Origin of the sequence: Streptomyces griseocarneus (genome assembly GCF_014655595.1) — a bacterium.
In the GTDB taxonomy this organism is placed as follows: Bacteria; Actinomycetota; Actinomycetes; order Streptomycetales; family Streptomycetaceae; genus Streptomyces; species Streptomyces griseocarneus.
In genome coordinates, this window is sequence record NZ_BNBL01000004.1 from 351,074 (window position 1) to 370,548 (window position 19,475).

19 protein-coding genes and 3 tRNA genes are annotated in these 19,475 nt (G+C 73.8%); 15 read left to right on the top strand and 7 right to left on the bottom strand.

Translation table 11 applies throughout. The features are described 5' to 3' along the window. Positions 1-11: 11 nt before the first annotated feature. Positions 12-1,664, bottom strand: a complete 1,653-nt coding sequence (locus IE295_RS13100; RefSeq protein WP_190063766.1) for a long-chain fatty acid--CoA ligase — start codon at positions 1,662-1,664, stop codon at positions 12-14. Positions 1,665-1,911: 247 nt separating this feature from the next. Here IE295_RS13100 and IE295_RS13105 point away from each other — a divergent pair, with 247 nt between their 5' ends. From IE295_RS13105 to IE295_RS13125, 5 genes are all read left to right on the top strand, one after another. Continuing rightward, a complete protein-coding gene (locus IE295_RS13105; RefSeq protein WP_190063767.1) occupies positions 1,912-2,061 on the top strand; it encodes a lasso RiPP family leader peptide-containing protein in 150 nt (49 codons plus the stop codon). A 22-nt stretch (positions 2,062-2,083) separates the two neighbouring features. Next, on the top strand, positions 2,084-3,946 hold the full coding sequence (locus IE295_RS13110; protein ID WP_224323000.1) for an asparagine synthase-related protein: 1,863 nt from the start codon (positions 2,084-2,086) through the stop codon (positions 3,944-3,946). After that, positions 3,943-4,203: a lasso peptide biosynthesis PqqD family chaperone gene (locus IE295_RS13115; protein WP_190063769.1), complete on the top strand. Its 261-nt coding sequence runs from the start codon at positions 3,943-3,945 to the stop codon at positions 4,201-4,203. Before IE295_RS13110 ends, IE295_RS13115 begins: the two co-directional genes overlap by 4 nt. Continuing rightward, positions 4,200-4,616, top strand: a complete 417-nt coding sequence (locus IE295_RS13120) for a lasso peptide biosynthesis B2 protein (protein ID WP_190063770.1) — start codon at positions 4,200-4,202, stop codon at positions 4,614-4,616. The genes IE295_RS13115 and IE295_RS13120 overlap by 4 nt, the downstream gene beginning before the upstream one ends. 176 nt (positions 4,617-4,792) lie before the next feature. Beyond that, complete coding sequence (locus IE295_RS13125) at positions 4,793-5,524, top strand: SDR family oxidoreductase (protein ID WP_190063771.1); 732 nt, start codon at positions 4,793-4,795, stop codon at positions 5,522-5,524. 41 nt (positions 5,525-5,565) lie between these two features. On the opposite strand, the gene IE295_RS13130 is transcribed toward IE295_RS13125, so the two are convergent. Next, positions 5,566-6,027: a carboxymuconolactone decarboxylase family protein gene (locus tag IE295_RS13130; protein ID WP_190063772.1), complete on the bottom strand. Its 462-nt coding sequence runs from the start codon at positions 6,025-6,027 to the stop codon at positions 5,566-5,568. A gap of 99 nt (positions 6,028-6,126) precedes the next feature. Here IE295_RS13130 and IE295_RS13135 point away from each other — a divergent pair, with 99 nt between their 5' ends. Beyond that, positions 6,127-7,020, top strand: a complete 894-nt coding sequence (locus tag IE295_RS13135) for a sigma-70 family RNA polymerase sigma factor (RefSeq protein WP_190063773.1) — start codon at positions 6,127-6,129, stop codon at positions 7,018-7,020. A gap of 51 nt (positions 7,021-7,071) precedes the next feature. Here the strand turns inward: IE295_RS13135 and IE295_RS13140 are convergent, their stop codons facing one another. After that, positions 7,072-7,698: a TetR/AcrR family transcriptional regulator C-terminal domain-containing protein gene (locus IE295_RS13140; protein WP_190063774.1), complete on the bottom strand. Its 627-nt coding sequence runs from the start codon at positions 7,696-7,698 to the stop codon at positions 7,072-7,074. Between the two features lie 89 nt (positions 7,699-7,787). Here IE295_RS13140 and IE295_RS13145 point away from each other — a divergent pair, with 89 nt between their 5' ends. Continuing rightward, positions 7,788-8,222, top strand: coding sequence for an ester cyclase (locus IE295_RS13145; RefSeq protein ID WP_190063775.1), 435 nt, complete (start codon positions 7,788-7,790; stop codon positions 8,220-8,222). On the opposite strand, the gene IE295_RS13150 is transcribed toward IE295_RS13145, so the two are convergent. After that, entirely contained in the window at positions 8,217-8,636 is a 420-nt protein-coding gene (locus IE295_RS13150; RefSeq protein WP_190063776.1) for an ATP-binding protein, read from the bottom strand. The genes IE295_RS13145 and IE295_RS13150 overlap by 6 nt on opposite strands. Before the next feature lie 265 nt (positions 8,637-8,901). On the opposite strand from IE295_RS13150, the gene IE295_RS13155 reads away from it, so the two are divergent. The 3 genes from IE295_RS13155 to IE295_RS13165 all read left to right on the top strand — a co-directional run bounded on the left by IE295_RS13155 (position 8,902) and on the right by IE295_RS13165 (position 10,468). After that, complete coding sequence (locus IE295_RS13155) at positions 8,902-9,756, top strand: helix-turn-helix domain-containing protein (RefSeq protein ID WP_190063777.1); 855 nt, start codon at positions 8,902-8,904, stop codon at positions 9,754-9,756. An 11-nt stretch (positions 9,757-9,767) separates the two neighbouring features. After that, positions 9,768-9,944 carry a DUF397 domain-containing protein gene (locus tag IE295_RS13160; protein WP_190063778.1) on the top strand — a complete coding sequence of 59 codons (177 nt, stop codon included), beginning with the start codon at positions 9,768-9,770 and terminating at the stop codon, positions 9,942-9,944. Between the two features lie 176 nt (positions 9,945-10,120). Next, positions 10,121-10,468: a DoxX family protein gene (locus IE295_RS13165; protein WP_190063779.1), complete on the top strand. Its 348-nt coding sequence runs from the start codon at positions 10,121-10,123 to the stop codon at positions 10,466-10,468. Between the two features lie 25 nt (positions 10,469-10,493). Here IE295_RS13165 and IE295_RS13170 read toward each other — a convergent pair whose 3' ends face one another. Next, entirely contained in the window at positions 10,494-11,735 is a 1,242-nt protein-coding gene (locus tag IE295_RS13170; RefSeq protein ID WP_190063780.1) for an MFS transporter, read from the bottom strand. A gap of 108 nt (positions 11,736-11,843) precedes the next feature. Between IE295_RS13170 and IE295_RS13175 the strand changes: the two genes are divergently transcribed. Continuing rightward, complete coding sequence (locus tag IE295_RS13175; RefSeq protein WP_190063781.1) at positions 11,844-12,440, top strand: TetR/AcrR family transcriptional regulator; 597 nt, start codon at positions 11,844-11,846, stop codon at positions 12,438-12,440. A gap of 54 nt (positions 12,441-12,494) precedes the next feature. Here IE295_RS13175 and IE295_RS13180 read toward each other — a convergent pair whose 3' ends face one another. Both IE295_RS13180 and IE295_RS13185 read right to left on the bottom strand, forming a co-directional pair. After that, positions 12,495-17,132: a response regulator gene (locus IE295_RS13180; protein WP_190063782.1), complete on the bottom strand. Its 4,638-nt coding sequence runs from the start codon at positions 17,130-17,132 to the stop codon at positions 12,495-12,497. A 213-nt stretch (positions 17,133-17,345) separates the two neighbouring features. Then, the gene (locus IE295_RS13185; protein WP_190063783.1) at positions 17,346-17,822 is read right to left on the bottom strand and encodes an SSI family serine proteinase inhibitor; all 477 of its coding nucleotides are present in this window, start codon (positions 17,820-17,822) and stop codon (positions 17,346-17,348) included. Positions 17,823-18,041: 219 nt separating this feature from the next. On the opposite strand from IE295_RS13185, the gene IE295_RS13190 reads away from it, so the two are divergent. From IE295_RS13190 to IE295_RS13205, 4 genes are all read left to right on the top strand, one after another. Next, positions 18,042-18,132: transfer RNA gene (locus IE295_RS13190), tRNA-Ser, on the top strand. A 217-nt stretch (positions 18,133-18,349) separates the two neighbouring features. Then, a tRNA-Arg gene (locus tag IE295_RS13195) sits at positions 18,350-18,422 on the top strand. A 29-nt stretch (positions 18,423-18,451) separates the two neighbouring features. Beyond that, a tRNA-Met gene (locus IE295_RS13200) sits at positions 18,452-18,525 on the top strand. Between the two features lie 61 nt (positions 18,526-18,586). Then, positions 18,587-19,462 (top strand): amidohydrolase family protein, encoded by an 876-nt coding sequence (locus tag IE295_RS13205; RefSeq protein ID WP_190063784.1) that lies wholly within the window; start codon positions 18,587-18,589, stop codon positions 19,460-19,462. Positions 19,463-19,475 lie beyond the last annotated feature (13 nt).

A 19,475-nucleotide genomic window follows, 5' to 3' on the forward strand; every position in this document is an offset into this window, starting at 1 on the left:
GCCCAGAAGGCTCAGCCCAGGATGGTGACGACGAGCTCGCCGTCGGCGTACTGCCTGCGCAGCACCTTCTTGTCGAACTTGCCGACCGACGTCTTCGGCACCGACGGGATCAGCGTCCAGCGCTCCGGGAGCTGCCAGCGGGCGACGCGTTCGCCGAGGAAGGCGCGCAGGGTCTCGTAGTCGAGGGACGAGCCGTCGCGCAGGACGACCGCCGCCAGGGGGCGCTCGCCCCACTTGTCGTCGGGGACGGCCACCACGGCGGCCTCGGCGACCTCCGGGTGGGCCATGAGGTGGTTCTCCAGCTCGACCGAGGAGATCCATTCGCCGCCCGACTTGATGACGTCCTTGGCGCGGTCGGTGAGCGTCAGGAAGCCGTCGGGGGTGATCGTGCCGACGTCGCCCGTGCGCAGCCAGCCGTCGGGGCTGAACTTGTCCTCCGGGCGCTCCGGCTCGCTGCCCGCGCCGCCGTGGTACGCGCCGGCGATCCAGGGGCCGCGGACCTCCAGCTCACCGGCCGACGTCCCGTCCCAGGGCAGGATCTCGCCGCCGGGGCCGATCAGCCGCGCCTCCACCGACGCGGGCATGCGTCCTTGCGTGACGCGGTACGGCCACGCCTCCTCCGGGCTCAGTCCGGCCGGCGGGAAGGCCACGGAGCCGAGCGGGGAGGTCTCGGTCATGCCCCAGGCCTGGACGACGTTCAGGCCGTGCCGCTCCTCGAAGGCCTTCATCAGCGCGGGCGGGCAGGCCGAGCCGCCGCTGACGACGGTCCGCAGGGAGGTCACGTCGCGCGGCCTGGCGTCGAGTTCGGCCAGCAGGCCCTGCCAGATGGTGGGTACGCCGGCCGTCACGGTCGGACGCTCCGACTCGATCATCTCGGCCAGCGGCGCGGGCTGCAGGAACCGGTCGGGCATCAGCAGCGAGGTGCCCGCCATGAACGCGGCGTGCGGCAGGCCCCAGGCGTTGACGTGGAACATCGGCACGACGGGCAGGCAGGTCTCGGCCGGGGTCAGGCCGAAGGAGGCCGGGTTGCAGACCTCCATCGCGTGCAGATAGATCGAACGGTGGCTGTAGACCACGCCCTTGGGGTCGCCGGTGGTGCCGGAGGTGTAGCAGAGGGCGGCGGCCTGCCGTTCGTCGATCGCCGGCCAGGTGTAGTGGTCGGCGGGGTGGCCGGCGATGAGCTGCTCGTAGTCGTGCACCTGGGGGTGGAGGCCGTCGAGGACGGAGGTGTCGCCGGCCCCGGAGACGATCACGTGCTCGACGCAGTCCAGGTGCGGCAGCAGCGGCGCGAGCAGCGGCAGCAGGGAGCCGCTGACGATGACGACGCGGTCGGCGGCGTGCCGCACGATCCAGGCGAGCTGCTCGGGAGGGAGGCGGAGGTTGAGGGTGTGGAGCACGGCGCCCATGGACGGGACCGCGAGGTAGGCCTCGAGGTGGTCGCCGTTGTTCCACATGAGCGTGGCGACGGGCTCCCCCTCGGCGACGCCGAGCGCGCGCAGGGCGTGCGCCAGCTGCGTGGCACGGCCGCCGACGGCGGCGAACGTGCGGCGCTGCGGCTCGCCTTCGCCCGTCCAGGTGGTGACCTGCGCGCTGCCGTGGACCTTGGCTCCGTGGGCGAGGATCCGTGTGACGGTCAGCGGGACGTCCTGCATCGTGCTCTGCACCGGGGGGCCTCCCAATCTGCGCGCGTGCGCGAGGGTAGTTCCCGGCGATTGTGCTGGGGTATCCGCTGGTAAGTCACTACCCGGACGAAACGAGTCCGCCACACTTTCGAATTCCGGGCGGCGTTGGCGGGTGCTGCGGGGCGTGTGCGCCGGGGGGCGCGCGACGTTCGCCGTAGTGCGCGCCGAGACCCCGCGCGCCCCCGGCTCGTGTTGTCGCGTAATCAGTCGATTACGTAGAGTGATTGCCATGGAGCAGCGAGCCGACGACGCCCCCGCCACCGCCCCGGATCCCGGCGACTACGAACCCCCCGAGCTGATCGAAGTCGGCACGTTCGCCGAGCTGACGCTCGGTGGCGGCGACGCCGGCCCCGAAGCGCTCCTCGGCATGGACGACTGAGGGTCACGGCCCGGTGTCCGCCATGACCCCCGTCTCCCCCGACGTGTCGTTCGTCGCGCTGCCGGACAGCGCGGCGGGCAGCGCCGCCGCGGCCGCCGTGCCGGCCCCCGGCCCCCGGGTCATCAACCACGCCTCGGGCCGGCCGTGGCTGATGGGCCGCTGGCCCGCCGACGCGGTCAAGGTCGTCACGGCCGGGCGCGCGCGCGTCGTGGTGGCCGGCTTCTGCCCGCTCACCACCGCCGAACTGGCCGCCTGCGCGGCCCGGTTGACGGGCGGCGTCGCCGGACTCGACGACCTGGCCCGGCGCCTGCGCGGCAGCGCGCATCTGATGGCGTCCGTCGGCGGCCGCGTCCGGGTGCAGGGCGGCGTGGCGGGCGTCCGCTCGGTCTACCGCGCCCGGATCGCCGGCGTGACGGTCGCCGCCGACCGGCCCGACGCCCTCTCCTCCGCGACGGGCTCGGCCGTCGACGAACGCCTCGTGGGCCTGCGCCTGTTGACCCCCTCCGTGCCCCACCCCCTCAGGGAGCGCACGCCGTGGTGCGGCGTGGCCGCCGTGCCCCCCGGCAGCTATCTGACGATCGAGCCCGACGGCACCGCGCGCACGGTCCGCTGGTGGACCCCGCCCGCCCCGGAGCTCGGCCTCGAGGACGGCGCGCCGGCGGTGCGCGACGCCCTCACCGACGCGGTACGCACGCGCCTGCGCGCCCTCGGGGAGGGCGACGGCGGCAGCGGCGCGCCCGCGATCGGCGTTGCCCTGCCCGGCAGCATGGAGTCCGCCGTCCTGGCCCACCTCGCCGCCTCCGGCGACCACCGCCTGATCACGGTGCGCACCGCGCGCCTCGACCCCGGCGGCGACGACGCCCCGTGGACGCGCCGGATCGCCGCCCGCCTGCCCCGTACGGAGCACGTGGTCCTCGAGTACGCCCACGCCCCCGCCCTCTACGCCGGGCTGGACCGCGGCGCCGGCGTCCTGCCCGCCGAGCCCCCGCACCGGGTCCGGGCGGGCGCCCGCCTCGAGCACACCGCGCGCGAGGTCGCGTCCCGGGGCGCACGGCTGTATCTGTGCGCCCACGGCGGGGACGAGCTGTTCGCACCCCCCGCCCCCTACCTCCACACCCTCGCCCGCTCCCGCCCCCTGGCCGCCCTCCGGCGGATCCGGGGCCGAAGAGCGCTCACCCGCTGGCCGCTGGGCGCCACCTGGCGGGCCCTCGCCGACTCCCGGGGCTTCCCGGCCTGGCTCACCCACAGCGCGCTGCGCCTGACCGCGCCCCCGCCGCGCCCCTGTCACCCCCAGCTGGGATGGACGGCGGAGCTGCGGATGCCGCGCTGGGCCACGCCCGACGCCGTCGACGCCGTGCACGAGATGATCACCGACGCCTCCTACGAACCGCTCGCCCCGGACCGCGGCGCCCACAGCGCCCTCGACGCCATCCGCCGGGCCGGCGCCGCCACCGGCTACGCCACGCGGCAGATGGCCGCCCACGGCGTTGACCTGGCCGCCCCCTTCCTGGACGACCGGGTGATCGAGGCCGCCCTGGCCGTACGCCCCTGCGAACGCGCCGCGCCCCACGGCCGCCGCAAGCCGCTCCTCGCCGCGGCCGTACGGGACCTCGCCCCGGACGACGTCCTGGGCCGCGCGCCCCGGGGCCACTACGGCGAGGACGTCATGGACGGCATGCGCCGCCACCGCAGGGCGCTGCTCGAGCTGTTCGACGGCTCGGAGCTGGGCCGGATGGGGCTGGTGGACGACGCCGCCGTCCGCGCCGCCCTGCGCACCACACCCGCCACGGTCGGCCCGCTGCTCGCCCTGGAGCCGACCCTGGCCTGCGAGGCCTGGCTGCGCACCCTGGCCGCCGGCCGGCCGCGCGAAGGAGCGACCCCATGACCGCGTTCGCGCTGCGCCGGCATGTGACGGCGACCGAGACCGAGCACGCGACGGTCCTCTTCGACCAGCGCCGCGGCAGGTACTACCAGTTGAACCCCACGGGAGCCCTGATCCTGCGCGCGCTGCTGGACGGCGGCGGCCCGCAGGGGGCGGCGCGGGCCCTGTGCGAGCGGTACGGCATCCCCGCGGCGCGGGCGGAGGCGGACGTGGCATCGCTGGTCGACACCCTGCGGACGACCCGGCTGGCGGAGCGATGACCACGCCGCTCGCTCTCTGGGAGCCCCTGCCCGCCCGCACCCGCACGGGAGCCCATCTGGCCGTGGCGGCGGCCCGGTTGCTGGCCCTGATGCCGCCGTGCCGCATCCGTGCCGTGCTGCGCGCGCTCCGCCGGGGCGCCGCGCCGGCCACGGCCGCGCAGGCGGGCGCCGCCCGCGACGCCGTGGTGTACGTCAGCACGCGGTGCGCGGGGCGCGCGTGCCTCCAACGGTCGCTGGCGGTGGTGCTGTTGTGCCGCATGGGGGGTTCGTGGCCGACGTGGTGCACGGGCATCCGTACGTCCCCGTTCCGGGCCCATGCGTGGGTGGAGGCGGAGGGCCGGCCGGTGGGCGAGGCCGAGCCGCCGGGTTACTACACCCCGACGCTGACGGTGGGGCCGATGGCCAAGCCCTAGCCCGCCCTGTGCGCTGTTCCCTGTCCCTCACCCCGACCTGCCGCCCGAATGCGAGGTCTGATTCCCGCCAGCGCGCCACCTGCCCGCCCGAGTTTCATTGAACAAGCAACGAAGTTCAGGGAATTCGGAACCCATGGATCCGGGAACCCGGGGATCCGGCGATGCGAGGAGGGCACATGGACGGCAAGGTGGCTCTGGTGACCGGCGGCAGCCGCGGCATGGGCGCGGCGATCGCGCTGCGGCTGGCGGCGGCGGGCGCGGATGTGGCGATCACGTACGTGTCCGACAGGGCGGCGGCGGAGGCCGTGGTCCGCAAGATAGAGGGGGAGGGGCGGCGCGGTCTGGCGATCCACGCCGACGCCGGGGACGCGACCGCCCCGGCCGACGCGGTGCGGCGGGCAGCGGAGGCCTTCGGCCGGTTGGACGTCCTGGTCAACAACGCGGGCGTCGGCGTGCTCGGCCCGCTCGAGCAGATCGCCCCGGCCGACGTCGACAGGGTCCTCGCCGTCAACGTACGCGGCGGCTACCTGGCCACCCAGGCGGCGGCCCCGCTGATGACGTACGGCGGACGGATCATCACCATCGGCTCCTGCATGACCCAGCGGGTGCCCGGCCCCGGCGGCACGCTCTACGCGATGAGCAAGGCCGCGCTGACGGGGCTGACCAAGGCGCTCGCGCGGGAGCTGGGCGAACGCGGGATCACCGCCAACATCGTCCACCCGGGCCCGGTGGATACCGACATGAACCCGGCCGACGGCCCGTACGCGGCAGGCCAGAGCGCGATGACCGCCCTCGGCCGGTTCGGCACGCCCGAGGAGGTCGCCTCGATGGTCGCCTACCTCGCGAGCGACGAGGCGCGCTACGTCACCGGCGCCGAGATCGCCGTGGACGGCGGCCACGCGGCATAGCGGCCAGGGGACGGTAAGGGGCTTGAGGGGAACCGGGCCCTTCAGCCCCAGGTGGTGCCCGCCGGCTCCTCGATGGTGGTGTTGATGCGGTTGAAGAAGTTGGTCGTCGCGATCATCAGGATGATGGCGGCCAGCTGCTTCTCGTCGAAGTGGTCGGCGGCCTCGTCCCAGATGTCGTCCGGCACCGCCTTGCCCGAGCGGTCGGCGATCCGGGTGGCGGCCTCGGTCAGCGCCAGGGCCGCCCGCTCGGCGTCGGTGAAGAAGGGGGCCTCGCGCCAGGCGGCCACCGCGTGGAGCCGCTCGTCGGTCTCACCGGCCTTCTTGGCGCCGGCCACCCCCGCGAACACACAGGCGCTGCAGCCGTTGATCTGGCTGGCGCGCAGGTGGACCAGCTCCATGATCTGCTGCGGCACGTCGCCCTGGTGCATCGCCTTGTAAAGGTTCTGGATGCCCTTCATCGCGTCGGGCAGAATCATCGCGGGGTTCTTCATGCGAGCTTCCATGATCATATTCTCCGTCCGTTGTGCGGCCGGCGCCGTTCGCGCCGCCCGCTCGGTGGGGCCGACACTCCACTGACGGATCAGGACGCGAGGATGTGACAGGTGAGCGAAAAAGATTTTCTGGCACAGCGCTTCGAGGAGCACCGCCCCCACCTGCGGGCGGTGGCCTACCGGATGCTGGGCTCGCTCAGCGAGGCCGAGGACGCCGTGCAGGAGGCGTGGTTCAGGCTGAGCCGATCCGACGCGGACGCGGTGGAGAACCTGGGCGGCTGGCTGACCACCGTGGTCGGCCGGGTCTGCCTCGACATGCTGCGCTCCCGCTCCACGCGCGGCGAGGAGCCCCTCCACGACCAGAACGGGCAGGTCCGCCTCCCCGATCCGGTCATCAGCGCCCCCGACCGGCTCGACCCCGAGCAGGAGATCCTCCTGGCCGACTCGGTCGGCGTCGCCCTCATGGTCGTCCTGCAGACCCTCGCCCCCGCCGAACGGCTCGCCTTCGTCCTGCACGACATGTTCGCCGTGCCCTTCGACGAGATCGCCACCGTCCTCGGCCGCACCCCCGCCTCCACCCGGCAGCTCGCCAGCCGCGCCCGCCGCCGGGTCCAGGGAGCGGCACCCGCCCCCGACACCGACCTGAGCCGCAGCCGCCAGGTCGTCGACGCCTTCCTGTCCGCCTCGCGCGGCGGGGACTTCGACGCCCTGGTCGCCGTCCTCGACCCGGACATCGTGGCCCGCTCCGACGGCGGCACCCTGCTCCCCAGCGCGCTGCGCCGCGGTGCGGCCGAGGTGGCGTCCCAGGCAATCATGTTCGCCCGGTTCGCCGAGGCCGGCCATCCGGTGCTGGTCAACGGCACCCCCGGCTTCGTCGCGTTCGCGGAGGGGCGCCCGATGTCCGTCATGGCGTTCACCATCCAGGGCGACCGCATCACCGCCCTCGACATCCTCACCGACCCCGAGCGCCTCGCGTGCCTCGACCTGAGCGGTCTCGGGATCTGATCAACGCGTGAGGGCGGGGCGGTCCCGGTTCAGGCCTGGAGCCCGGTCGGCTCAGGCCTGGAGTCCGGTCAGCAGGGCGTCGAGGGCGAGGTCGAAGCGGGCCTGGTGATCGGCGGGGCTGCCGAGCCCGCCCGCGACGGCCGCGGCCAGGGTGGGAAAGGCGGTGAGGTCGAGGTCGTCGCCCGGCTGCTCGGGATGACCGGGCGTGGTGGCGGCCTCGGCCAGGCAGTGGCCGATCACCAGCGTGGACACCGCGTTGACGATCCGCAGCGCCTGGACCGGGCCGATCCCCGCCTCGCCCAGCGCGGCGGCGGCGTCCTCCACCGCCAGCAGGGCGGTGGCCGAACGCGCGGGGCGCGTGGCCACCAGCGGAATGACCCCCGGGTGACGCAGCAGCTCGTCCCGGAACGCGACGGCGAACTCCCGCAGCCGGGCGGGCCATTCGTCGGCCGATCCGTCGAAGTCCGGCCGGACGGCAGAGACCACCTGTTCGACGAGGCCGTCCAGCAGGGCCGCCTTGTGGGGCACGTAGTGATACAGCGTCATGGCCTCGACGCCCAGCTCCGCGCCGAGCCTGCGCATGGAGAGCTTCTCGATGCCGTCGCGGTCGACCAGCTCCAAGGCCGCCCCCAACACCTTCTCCCGGGTGAGTCCGGCCCGCTTGGCGGTCGCGTTCATCGGCTTCTCCCGTACGTTCTTGACTTTCTTACACCGTAAGGACAGAGTACCGCCTGTCGCGCCCTTACGGCGTAAGAAAGGTCCCGAGCATGAGCATCGACCGCAACAAGCAGCTGGTCAGCGGCTTCTTCACCGCCCTCAACGAGGGCCGCACGGCCGACCTGGGCGACTACCTCGCGCAGGACGTCATCGACCACAACAAGATCATTCACGGCGAGCCCGACGAGCCGGGTGCCGCCTTCGCAGCCATCGAACAGCAGCTGACGGCACTGAGCCCGTACCGCGCCCGCGTCGACGAACTGATCGCCGAGGGCGACAAGGTCGTCGCCCGCATCACCCAGACCGGCATCAGCTCCGGCGCCCACCCCCGGATGCCGGTGCCGACCGGTCGTCGTTTCGAGAACGAGGCCGTCTTCGTCTTCACCGTGGCCCAGGAGGCCGGCCGGATCAGCGAGATCCGTGGCGTGTCCGACCGGCTGGGCCTGTTCCTGCAGCTGGGCTGGGACTGGCCGACGGCGTCATGAGTCGCGGAGCTCGAACCAGAAGAGCTTGCCGGTGACGGTCAGGCGGTCCCAGACCAGCGCCATGCCGCAACTGTCGGCGAGCGTCTGGACGAGGGCGAGTCCGCGCCCGCGTTCGTCGTCGGGGCGGGCGCGACGGCGGGCGGGCCGCCTGGTGGGGTCCGCGTCGCGAACGCCGATGACGACGCGGTCGGCGTAGGCCGTGAGTTCGACGGACAGATCGGTGACGCGGGCGTGCTGAACGACGTTGGTCACGACGTCGGACACGCAGACGCACGCGTTGTCGATGAGGGTGGCGTGCCGGGTCGCCTGCAGCGCGCCGGTGACGAACTGGCGAGCGAGTCTGGGTGTGGTGACGTCCGCCGGCGCGGACAGGTGATAGCTGGCGGTGGTGTGGTGGCGGGGGGTGCTGAGCATGGCCGATGTCATGGCGGCGTCTCCCAACGCGGGCAGCTTCTACCGTCCGCGCGGTCACTGCCGTCCGTGGCTCGGCCGTTCCCGTATGCCCCAACAGGCGTTCGGATGGCTGCACTTCGGGTCTTCCCGGCACGCGCTGCGCGGTACTAGCAGGACCGTAGGGGTCAATCCTGCCCCGGAGCAAGCTTGTCGCCGGAAACTGGCTCTAACGGGTGGAACCATGGGACGGTGACGCGGAATCCACCGCGCGACAGGGGAAGGTGACATGCCGCCGAGGGACAACCCGAGTGCCCGGCAGGTGTGCTTGGGAACGGAGTTGCGCAAGTTGCGGGAACGCGCGGGCAAGACGGCCCGCGAGGCCGCCGGTCTACTGGCGATCGACCAGGCGAAGATCAGCCATATCGAGGCTGGGCGCGTCGGCGTCGGCGAGGAGCGGATCAGACGGCTGGCGACGTTCTACTCGTGCCACGACGAGGCGTTGATCGAGGCGCTGTGCGCGATCTCGCGCGAGCACCGAGGGAAGGGGTGGTGGGACGAGTATCGCGGTGTCCTTCCTCCCAGCTTCTTGGACGTCGCCGAGTTGGAGCACCATGCGGCGTACATCCGCTATCTGCAGCCAGTGACGGTTCCCGGCGTGTTCCAGACCGAGGGCTATGCGCGGGCGATGTTCGGCAGCGTCATTCCAAGGCTTCCGGTCGCCGAGGTGGAGAACCGCGTGGAGCACCGGCTCAGACGCCGTGCGATCTTCGAGCGCGAGGTGCCGCCCCAGGTTGAAGTGGTGATCCACGAGGCGGCCTTGCGCATGCGGGTCGGCGGCCGGGACGTGGCGCGCGAGCAACTTGCGCACCTCCTTGAGGCGTGCACATGGCTGCATGTGACCCTGCGCGTCATCCCCTTCGTGAACGACGACTTCGTTGACGTCACTCAAACCGTGTTGTATGCAGGCGGTGTCGTCCCGCAGCTCGACACCGTCCAGCTCGATACGCCTTGGGGCGGGCTCTATTTGGACGCGGGTGCAGAGCTGGACAGATACCAGGCGCTCCTCGACTTCGCGCATCAGGTGGCGCTCGGGCCGACAGAGTCCCAGCAGGTCATCCACAACATCGCGCGGGAACTGTGAGAGCTCCCATCATGAGATCCGAGATCATCTGGCAGAAGTCCTCCTACTCGGGAGGAGGAAACAACTGCGTGGAGATAGCGAACCGGGTCGACGGCGTCGCCCTCCGCGAGAGCACCGCCCCCGGCACCGTACTCACCACCACCCCGCCCCGCTTTCGGGCGCTGCTGGCTCACCTGCGACGGGCCTGACACCCCACCACCCCGCCCGCCCCCGGCGGGCACAGGCACGGCCGAAAAAAACTTTCGGCCGTCCTGTCACATCCTCGCGCCGCGCCGGGTCGATAGAGCGACGGACCAACCGCACACGACACGGCCGGAGCGGCGCGCGCAAGCTCCTCCCGGCATCCGCTTGATGAGGAGCACCAATGTCCACCGCCTACATCGTCGTCACCATCCTGGCCGCTGCCATGGCGGGCTACTCCGGTTACGCGGTCCTCTCCGGTGCCAAGTGGGTCGTGCAGTCGCTGACCGACTACAGCGTCCCCCGCTCGTGGTGGGTGGGGCTGGGTGCGGCAAAGGCGGCGGGGGCGCTGGGGCTGCTGGCCGGGCTGTTCGTGCCGGTCATCGGGGTCATGGCGGGGATCGGCCTGGTGCTGTACTTCGCCGGGGCCGTGGTCACCGTGATCCGGGCGCGGTCGTACGCGCACGTCCCGTTCCCGATGGTGTACGCGGCGCCGGTGGTCGGCTCGCTGGTGCTGGGGCTGGCCGCCTGAGGCGCGTACGGGACCCAGGGCGCTCCTACGCGGACCGGCCGCGCCCCGCGGCCAGCAGGCCGCCGGCCCAGCCCACCGCGAGCCACAGCGCGGCGATGACGCAGACGCCGGTCCAGCCCCAGTGGTCGAAGGCCGGGCCCGCAATGGCCGACGCGGTGGCGCCGCCGATGAAGCCGCAGACGACGTAGGCGGTGTTGGCGGCGGCCGGCTTCGGGGTGGCGGCCAGGGCGCGGGTCTGGTTGGCGACCTGGCCCGCCATGAGGCCCGCGTGGATGAGGGCGGCGGCGACGCACAGGGCCCACAGGTGGTGGGCGCCGAGCCAGAAGAAGGGGAGGGACGCGGCCGTCAGGGCGAAGCCGGTGCTGACGACGCGGGTGGCGCCGAAGCGGTCGATGAGGCTGCCGGAGACGGGGGCGACGGCGGTGGAGACGAGGCCGAAGAGGCCGAAGAGGCCTGCCGTGCCGGGGGAGAGGTGGTAGGCGCCGGTGGTGCTGGTCAGCAGCAGGGTGAGCGTGGTCCACAGGGCGCTCCAGGCGCCGAAGATGCCGCCCTGGCGCAGGCAGGCGGCACGGAGCGGGGCCGCGGAGGCGAGCAGGCCGGGCAGGCCGGCGATGGTCCTGAAGGGGTTGGCGGCGGTGCCGCGCGGGCGGGTCTCGGCCGGAAGGACGAGGGCGGTCAGCAGGCCGACGGCCACGGTCAGTACGGCCGCGCCGGTGAACACCGCGCGCCAGCCGTAGGCCTGGCCGGCGAGTCCGCCGAGGACGCGGGCGGCGACGATGCCCGTGAACAGGCCGGCCACCACCGCGGCCACGTGCCGCCCGCGCCGGTCGGCGGGGGCGCGCTCGGACACGAGGGGCACGAGCAGCTGGGGTACGACCGTCGCGGCGCAGGCGACGAGCACGGCGGCGGCCAGGGCGGGGAGCCCGGGGGCGAGCGCGCCGGCGACCAGGGCCGCGCCGGCGACGCCGGTCAGGACGGCGACGAGGCGGCGGCGGTTGGCGGTGTCGCCGAGCGGGGCGAAGAACAGCAGGCCTATCGCGTAGCCGAGCTGGGATATGGAGGCGATCCAGCCGGCGGCGGAGGTCGAGGCGCCGAGGTCCTGGGCGATCAGGCCGAGGAGCGGGGTGGCGAGGTAGATGTTGGCGGCGGTGACGCCCGTGCACAGGGCGATGACGCCGAGCAGAAGGCCTGTTCGGGGGCCGGGGGCCGGCTCGGGGCGTACGGAGGACCGGGCGGCCCGGTCGTCCGGGTGCGTGGTGGTGGTCATGACGGTGGAGGCCCCCTGCGTGGAACAGTCTTGCAACCAACTGGTTGGTTGCAAGGTCCCAGAAAGAGCGCGCGACTGTCAACCAAATGGTTGGTTACTCTGTCCGGCATGGCAGCAGTCAGGGATCCCGAGGCCACCAGGGCACGCATCTTCAAGGCGGCGACGGCCGAGTTCGCCGCGCACGGCATCGCCGGCGCGCGCATCGACCGCATCGCGCGCGAGGCCTGCGCCAACAAGCAGTTGATCTACGCCTACTTCGGCAACAAGGCCGAGCTCTTCTCCCAGGTCCTCGAGTGCCGCCTCATCGAACTCGCCGCGGCCCACCCCGTCGACGCCGAGGACGTCGACGGCTGGATCGACCGCCTCATGGACTACCACGCCGCCAACCCGGAGCTGATCCGGCTGGTCTTCTGGGAGGGCCTGGAGTACGGCACCGGAGGCATCCCGCACGAGGAGGAACGCCGGCGCCACTACGCCAGCAAGACCGCCGCGTTCGCCGAGGCCCAGCGGAAGGGGATCATCGACTCCGCGATCCCGGCCGGCGACCTGCTGTTCATGCTGACCGCCCTCGCCTCCTGGCCGACCGTGCAGCCGCACATGCAGCGCATCCTCACCGGCGAGACGGACGAGGACCGGGCCCGGCTGCGCGCGTCGGTGCGCACGGCGGCCCGCCGCATCACGGGCCTGGACCGACAGGAGCCCTGACCGACGGGAGCCGGACCGGCACCGACATAACCGTTACCGGCCGACCCGCGCCGCTCAGTTCGTACCGATCTTCGCCAGCAGGTCCACGATCCGGCCCTGCACCTCCGTGCTCGTCGAGCGCTCCGCCAGGAACAGCACCGTCTCGCCCGACGCCAGGCGCGGGAGCTGGGACGGGTCGATGTCGGCGGAGGTGTAGACGACCAGCGGCGTACGGCTCAGCGCGCCGTTGCCGCGCAGCCAGTCGACGATGCCCGCGCGGCGCCGGCGCACCTGCATCAGGTCCATCACCACCAGGTTCGGGCTGGTCTGCGCGGCGAGCGTCACCGCCTCGGAGTCGGTCGCCCCGCACACCACGTGCATGCCGTGCCGCTCCAGGGTCGCGGTCAGGGCGTTCGCGATCGGCTCGTGCTCCTCGACCAGCAGCACGCGCGGCGGGTGCATCTCGCTGTCGCGCGGCGCCAGCGCCTTCAGGAGCAGCGCCGGGTCGGCCCCGTACGCCGCCTCCCGCGTGGCGTGCCCCAGCCCCGCCGCCAGCAGCACCGGCACCTCGGCCGCGCCCGCCGCCTCGCGCAGCGACCGCAGCGCGGCACGCGTGATCGGACCGGTCAGCGGGTCGACGAACAGCGCCGCCGGGTACGCGGAGATCTGCTCGTCCACCTCCTCGCGCGACTGCACGATCACCGGGCGGTAGCCGCGCTCGGTCAGCGCCTTCTCCGTGGACTCGTCCGGCGCGGGCCACACGAGCAGCCGGCGCGGATTGTCGAGCGGCTCGGGCGGCAACTCGTCGTCCATCGGCGGCCGCGCGGTCTCCACGACCTCGACCGCGCTGTTCGGCCCGTCGAGCGGCTCCGGCCCCTCCGCGCCCTCGTCCGGTGCTCCTATGGCGAACGCGCGGACCTCGGGCGCCCCGAGCGACGGCTGCGGGTGCGGATGCGTGGGGGCAGGCGGGCGCGCGGCACCGGCGGCTGCCGCCGCCGCTTGGGCCTGCGCCTCGCGCTCCCCCTCGGCGGGGTTGGCCAGCTTCCGGCGCCGGCCGGAACCGGAGGACGGCGTGCCGCCGGGCGGGGTGTCGCTCGTGCCGGGCCTCTGACCCAGCGTGCGCACGCTGATCGGACGCGGCCCCTCGGCCGTCGCTGCCGCCCCCTGGCCGGCCGCGCCGGGCTCCTCGGCGAGGGCGCGGCGCGCGCGGCGGCGGCCGGTGGGCACGCCGGCTGCCTGTGCCTGTGCCTGCGGCTGGGCGGTTTCGGTCTCGGGTGCGGCCTGGGCGCTGCCCGCGGTGTTCGACGCGTTGTCGGCCGCCGGGTCCGGGTGCGGTCCGAACGGTGTGCCGTGCGCGGGCGTGGCGCCCGCGTTCGCCTGTCCCTGCGCGAGCATCTGGCCGGTGTGCCCGCCGCCGGGGCCGCCCGTGGCGACAGGACCGGCGGGGGCGTCCGGGCCGCCGCTTCGGCCTGCGGGTCCGTCGGCGTTCTCCGGCCGGGGGCCGTGCTGGTTGTACGCACCGGGGGTGCCGAGGGACTGACCGGCGGGCGCGCCGGGGGCCATTGCCGCGCCCGGCGCGGTGCCGCTTTCCGGCTGGTGGCCGGGGCCGGGGGTGACCGGGGCCGGGTCGGTGCCCTCCGGGCGGGGGCCCGGCTGGTTGAACGGACCGGAGTTGCCGGGCCCGGCGGGGACAGCGGTCACGGCGGGGTCGGCGCCTGCCGGCCTGGGGCCGTGCGGGGTGAACGGACCGGGGTTGCCCGGGCCGTCCTGGCCGCCGGGTCCGCTAGGTCCGCCGGGGGCGGGGGCCGTGGCCGGGTTGGCGTTCTCCGGGCGGGGGCCGTGCGGGGTGAACGGGCCGGGGTTGCCGGGTCCGCCGGGGACGGCGGGCATGGCCGGGTTGGCGCCCTCGGGCCGGGGGCTCTGCTGGTCGTACGCACCGGGGTTGCCGGGGCCGCCCTGGCCCGCAGGTGCGCCGGGGGCAGCGCCCGCGGCCGGGTTGGCGGCGTCGGGCTGGTGGCCGTGCGGGCCGTAGGGGCCGGGGGCACCCTGGCCCGCGAGGCCGCCGGGGCCGGCGGTCACGGCCGGGTCGGCGCCTGCCGGCCGGGGGCCGTGCCGACCGTGGGGGCCGGGGCCGTTCGGGCCGGGCGTACCCGGAACCGGAACCGGAGCCGTGGGGCCGCCCGGAGCCACCGGCGTGCCGTCCGGGCCGTATCCGTCGGCGGCCTCAACACCCGCACTCGTGCCCGCACCCGCACTCGTGCCCGCACCCGTACCCGTGCCCGCCCCCTGCGGCGGAACCGCAACCGGAACAGAAGGCGGAACCGTGGCGGCGGCGTCCGGCGGGGACTTGCGGTCGGAGTCCGCCGGGGGGAGGGCGAACGCGGTGCGCGGCATGGACGGTTCGTCGGTCGCCTGGCCGGGGATCTGGTGCGGGTGCTCGGCCTCGGCCAGCGCGCGGCGGGCGCGGCGGCCCGTCGGACGGCCGGAGTCGGCGGGCGCGCCGGCCGTCCGGTCGGCGTCGGCCGGGGGCAGTGCGAACGCGGTGCGGGCCCCCTCGGCGCCCTCGGGCGCTGTGGCCGTCGCGGCCTCGCGGCGCGCCCGGCGGCCGGTCGGCGCGGTGCCGGTGGCCTGCGGCGGCACGAGGCCGGTCCCTGGGCGGTTGTCCCGCGCGTCGTCGGCGGACTCCTCCTCGGGGCGCGCGGGGCCCCGCCGGCGCCCGGTGGGCTGCGGCGCCGCGCCCGGGGAGGCGCCGGCACCGACGGCAGCGGCGGGCATGCCTACGCCGTTCGTTCCCGCGTGCGTGCCCGCAGGCATGCCCACGCCGTTCGTCTCCGCGTGCGTGCCCGCAGGCATGCCCACGCCGTTCGTTCCCGCGTGCGCACCCGACGGCATACCCACGCCGTCCGTCCCCGCGTGCGTACCCGAAGGCGCACCCGCGCCGTTCGTCCCTGCGGCCGTCGCACCCGCGGCCGGCGCGGCCGCCGCCTCCGTGCCCGCCTCCACGCCCGTACCGGCGCCGCCCGTACCGGCCGCACCCGTACCGGCGCCGCCCGGACCGGCCACTCCCGAACCAGCACCGTCCGGCGCCGCGTCGCGGCGGGCGCGCCGGCCGCCGCCCTGGGGGCGGGTGGGCTCGGCCGCCGGGTCGGGGTTGGTGCCCCGGCCGCGCTGGGTCGGCATCGGCATGACCGTGGTCAGGTTCTCGGTGTCGGGCCCGCGCCGTTCGGCCGACGGCGGGACGGGGCCCGCGTCCGCCGAGACCGGGACCTCGAGCACGTACGCCTTGCCGCCGGACGCGCCCGGCAGGTCGTGGGTCTGCAGCACGCCGCCGTGCCGGCGGACGATGCCGCGCACCAGGGGGCCGTGCACCGGGTCGCCGCCCGGGAAGGGGCCGCGCACCTCGATGCGTACGACCTCGCCGCGCTGCGCGGCCGCGACCACGATCGTCGAGTCGCCGGAACCGGAAGAGGAACCAGAAGCGGAAGCCGATGTGGAACCCGTGGCGTCGACGCCGGCCACGTCCGCGATCAGGTGTGCCAGCGCCTGGGCGAACCGCTCGGGGTCCACCTCGGCCTCGATCGCCGGGGCGTGCACGGCGAACTGGGCCCGCCCGGGCCCGATCAGCTCGACCGCGCCCTCGACGCCGGCCGCCACGACCTCGTCGAGCGCGACCTTCTCCCGCGCGAGCTTGTCGTGTCCGGCGTCCAGGCGCTGATAGGCCAGCACATTGTCGACAAGAGTGGTCATCCGGGCATAACCGGCGGCCAAGTGGTGAAGAATCTGGTTGGCCTCGGGCCACAGCTGCCCGGCCGGGTCGTCGGCCAGCGTGCCCAGCTCGGCGCGGAGTTGGTCCAGCGGCCCGCGCAGCGACTCGTCCAGCATGGCCACCAGCTGCGCGTGGCGCGCGGCCAGGGCGTCGTAGGGGCGGCGGTCGGTGAAGGTCATCACCGCGCCGACGAGCTGGTCGCCGTCGCGCACCGGAGCCGTGGTCAGGTCGACCGCCACCGCGCGGCCGTCCTTGGCCCACAGCACCTGGCCGCGGACCCGGTGCTTGCGGCCGGAGCGCAGGGTGTCGGCGATGGGCGACTCCTCGTACGGGAAGGGCGTGCCGTCCGCGCGGGAGTGGTGGATGAGGGGGTGCAGCTCGCGGCCGCCGAGGTCGCTCGCGCGGTAGCCGAGGATCTGCGCGGCGGAGGGGTTGACGAGGACGACCTTGCCGGCGGTGTCGACGCCGACGACGCCCTCGGCCGCCGCGCGCAGGATCATCTCGGTCTGGCGCTGCGAACGGGCGAGCTCGGCCTCGGTGTCGAGCGTGCCGGTCAGGTCGCGGACCACGAGCATCAGCAGCTCGTCGTCGTAGGAGGCGCTCGGCTCGGCGTACGGCGTGCGGCCGTCGAGGTTGGCGCTGGTGACCTCGACGGGGAACTGGGTGCCGTCCGTGCGCCGGGCGATCATCCGGGTGGGCCGGGTGCGCCCGCCGTCCGGATTGTCCCGCAGCCGCAGCCCACCGGGGATGCGCCGCGAGTCGAACTCCGGCAGCAGGTCGAGCAGACCGCGCCCGACGAGCCCGGTGCCGGGCACCTCGAACGTCTCGAGCGCGATGTGGTTGGCGTTGACGACCGTGCCGTTGCAGTTGACGAGCAACAGGGCGTCGGGCAGGGCGTCGAGTATGGCTGCGAGGCGAGCAGCGCCTCGGGATGGCCTGCTGCTCACGACGACGCTTCCTCCCTGGTTACCGCACCTTGCCGACCGCTTGGGGCGGGTTTGCGCCGCCCCTCGGCGTGTCATTGAGGGGAAGTCTACGGGCTGCCGATACGGGCGCTACTGCGGATGACGGGTGTGGCGACACCCTCCGACGGGCCTCTCCAGGGCGTCTCGGGCAGGCCGGACATGCCCCTCGTGTCCGCCTTCGTGGTGACCTCGCGGTCAGCTCCGACCACTCTCGGCAGGCGTTTTCTTCGGCGAGCCCTTCGACTGTCCGAACACAGTGGAGAAACGGTTCCAGCGGGCCATCTCACAGCCGTTGGTCCTGCTGAAGTGGGCGTCGACGGGGCGTCCGGCCCACGTTCCGACGACATGGGCGCGCTCGGGGCCGCCGTAGATCTGGGTGCAGCTCGCGTCCTTCGGCGTGGGCGCGAAGACGTCCTTGCCCCACTTGGTCTGGGTGTCGAGCTGGTCGCACGCCTCCTTGGCGTTCGGGTGGGTGCCGCCGGCCGGGTGGCAGTACAGCTCGTACCTGCTGCCTTCGTGGCCGCCGCTGTCCGTGACGGTGATCGTGAGGTGGTCGCCGCCGCTCTCCAGCGCGTCCGCCCCGCCGAGCGGGAGCGGGGACGCCGTGGCGGCGGGGGCGACGAGGAGCGCCGGGGCCAGCGCTGCTGCGAGGGCGAGGCTGCGGAGTGACATGCCAAAGCTCCTGAGGTGCGGCGGTACGGGGCAGGGGGAGCGCCGGAAGCGCCGGCGGAGCCCCTCTTCCGAACTAACGCTCCGGAGCGCCCCGCGTTGCGCGCCGCGAACGCCTTTGCCCGAGGCACCCAAAGCCCGGTACCGTAGGGTGCGATTGGTGAGCAGCCGCAAGGCTGTGTCATCATCTGCACGCAACACTCGCGCTCGCGCGGGTGTGCTGGAGGCGTCGCCTAGTCCGGTCTATGGCGCCGCACTGCTAATGCGGTTTGGGCCTTAAAGCCCATCGAGGGTTCAAATCCCTCCGCCTCCGCAGCCGGGCCCCGGTCGTATTCGATACGACCGGGGCTTTTGCGTTCCCGGTGTGTCCCAGGCCTCCGGGGGTGCTCCCGCTCGGCCGGTGAGCGATCTTGTCGCGGGTGTTTTCGCAGGTCAGCGCCGGTGCGGCTAATGGATTTCGTGTCCCGGCGCAGGTCATGTAATGTTGTCCACGCAACGCCGACCGGCAGAGAAAATCGCCGGAAAGCCGAGCGCTCGTAGCTTAACGGATAGAGCACTTGACTACGGATCAAGAGGTTGCAGGTTCGAATCCTGCCGAGCGCACAGTCGGAGGTCCTCGGACTTCCGTCCGTCGCGGGGTGGAGCAGCTCGGTAGCTCGCTGGGCTCATAACCCAGAGGTCGCAGGTTCAAATCCTGTCCCCGCTACTAGAACCACAGGCCCGGTACCACTGGTACCGGGCCTGTGGCGTTTCCGGCGCGGGAGGGTGTGCGGGTGAGCGACGACGGGGTCCTGGCCTTCCGGCGGGCTCTGGGCCTGCCGGGCCTGATCGACATCCATACGCACTTCATGCCCGAGCGGGTGCTGGACAAGGTCTGGGCGTACTTCGACGCCGCCGGGCCGCTCGTCGGCCGCCCCTGGCCGATCACCTACCGGCACGCGGAGCTCGAGCGGCTCGGGATCCTGCGCGGCTTCGGCGTGCGGGCCTTCACCTCGATGATCTACCCCCACAAGCCCGGCATGGCCGCCTGGCTCAACGGCTGGGCGGCGGACTTCGCGGCCCGTACGCCCGACTGCCTGCACACCGCGACGTTCTTCCCCGAGCCGGAGGCCGCGGACTACGTGCGCCGGGCGCTGGACGCCGGGGCGCGGATCTTCAAGTCGCATGTGCAGGTGGGCGCGTACGACCCCGAGGACGCGCTGCTGGACGAGGTGTGGGGAACGCTCGCGGACGCCGGGACGCCCGTCGTGATCCACTGCGGCTCCGGCCCCGTCCCCGGCAAGCACACCGGGCCCGCTCCCGTGGCCCGGGTGCTGGCCCGGCATCCGCGGCTGCGGCTGGTGATCGCCCACATGGGGATGCCGGAGTACGCCGACTTCCTGGACCTGGCCGAGCGGCATCCCGGGGTGCACCTGGACACGACGATGGCGTTCACGGACTTCTCCGAGCGGATCGCGCCGTTCCCGCCGGCCGAGCGGGGGCGCCTGGCGGCGCTGGGGGACCGGATCCTCTTCGGCAGCGACTTCCCGAACATCCCGTACGGCTACGGGCACGCGCTCGAGTCCCTGACGCGGCTGGGGCAGGACGAGGCGTGGCTGCGCGGCGTGTGCCATGACAACGCCGCGCGGCTGTTCGGGCTGTGAGCCGGCCCGTTCG

Bases quoted from the DNA above. Each gene is read 5' to 3' on its own strand.
- IE295_RS13105 (WP_190063767.1), top strand. From the start codon at position 1,912: ATGGAGCAGCGAGCCGACGACGCCCCCGCCACCGCCCCGGATCCCGGC.
- IE295_RS13110 (WP_224323000.1), top strand. From the start codon at position 2,084: ATGACCCCCGTCTCCCCCGACGTGTCGTTCGTCGCGCTGCCGGACAGC.
- IE295_RS13115 (WP_190063769.1), top strand. From the start codon at position 3,943: ATGACCGCGTTCGCGCTGCGCCGGCATGTGACGGCGACCGAGACCGAG.
- IE295_RS13120 (WP_190063770.1), top strand. From the start codon at position 4,200: ATGACCACGCCGCTCGCTCTCTGGGAGCCCCTGCCCGCCCGCACCCGC.
- IE295_RS13125 (WP_190063771.1), top strand. From the start codon at position 4,793: ATGGACGGCAAGGTGGCTCTGGTGACCGGCGGCAGCCGCGGCATGGGC.
- IE295_RS13130 (WP_190063772.1), bottom strand. From the start codon at position 6,027: ATGGAAGCTCGCATGAAGAACCCCGCGATGATTCTGCCCGACGCGATG.
- IE295_RS13140 (WP_190063774.1), bottom strand. From the start codon at position 7,698: ATGAACGCGACCGCCAAGCGGGCCGGACTCACCCGGGAGAAGGTGTTG.
- IE295_RS13145 (WP_190063775.1), top strand. From the start codon at position 7,788: ATGAGCATCGACCGCAACAAGCAGCTGGTCAGCGGCTTCTTCACCGCC.
- IE295_RS13150 (WP_190063776.1), bottom strand. From the start codon at position 8,636: ATGCTCAGCACCCCCCGCCACCACACCACCGCCAGCTATCACCTGTCC.
- IE295_RS13155 (WP_190063777.1), top strand. From the start codon at position 8,902: ATGCCGCCGAGGGACAACCCGAGTGCCCGGCAGGTGTGCTTGGGAACG.
- IE295_RS13160 (WP_190063778.1), top strand. From the start codon at position 9,768: ATGAGATCCGAGATCATCTGGCAGAAGTCCTCCTACTCGGGAGGAGGA.
- IE295_RS13165 (WP_190063779.1), top strand. From the start codon at position 10,121: ATGTCCACCGCCTACATCGTCGTCACCATCCTGGCCGCTGCCATGGCG.
- IE295_RS13170 (WP_190063780.1), bottom strand. From the start codon at position 11,735: ATGACCACCACCACGCACCCGGACGACCGGGCCGCCCGGTCCTCCGTA.
- IE295_RS13175 (WP_190063781.1), top strand. From the start codon at position 11,844: ATGGCAGCAGTCAGGGATCCCGAGGCCACCAGGGCACGCATCTTCAAG.
- IE295_RS13185 (WP_190063783.1), bottom strand. From the start codon at position 17,822: ATGTCACTCCGCAGCCTCGCCCTCGCAGCAGCGCTGGCCCCGGCGCTC.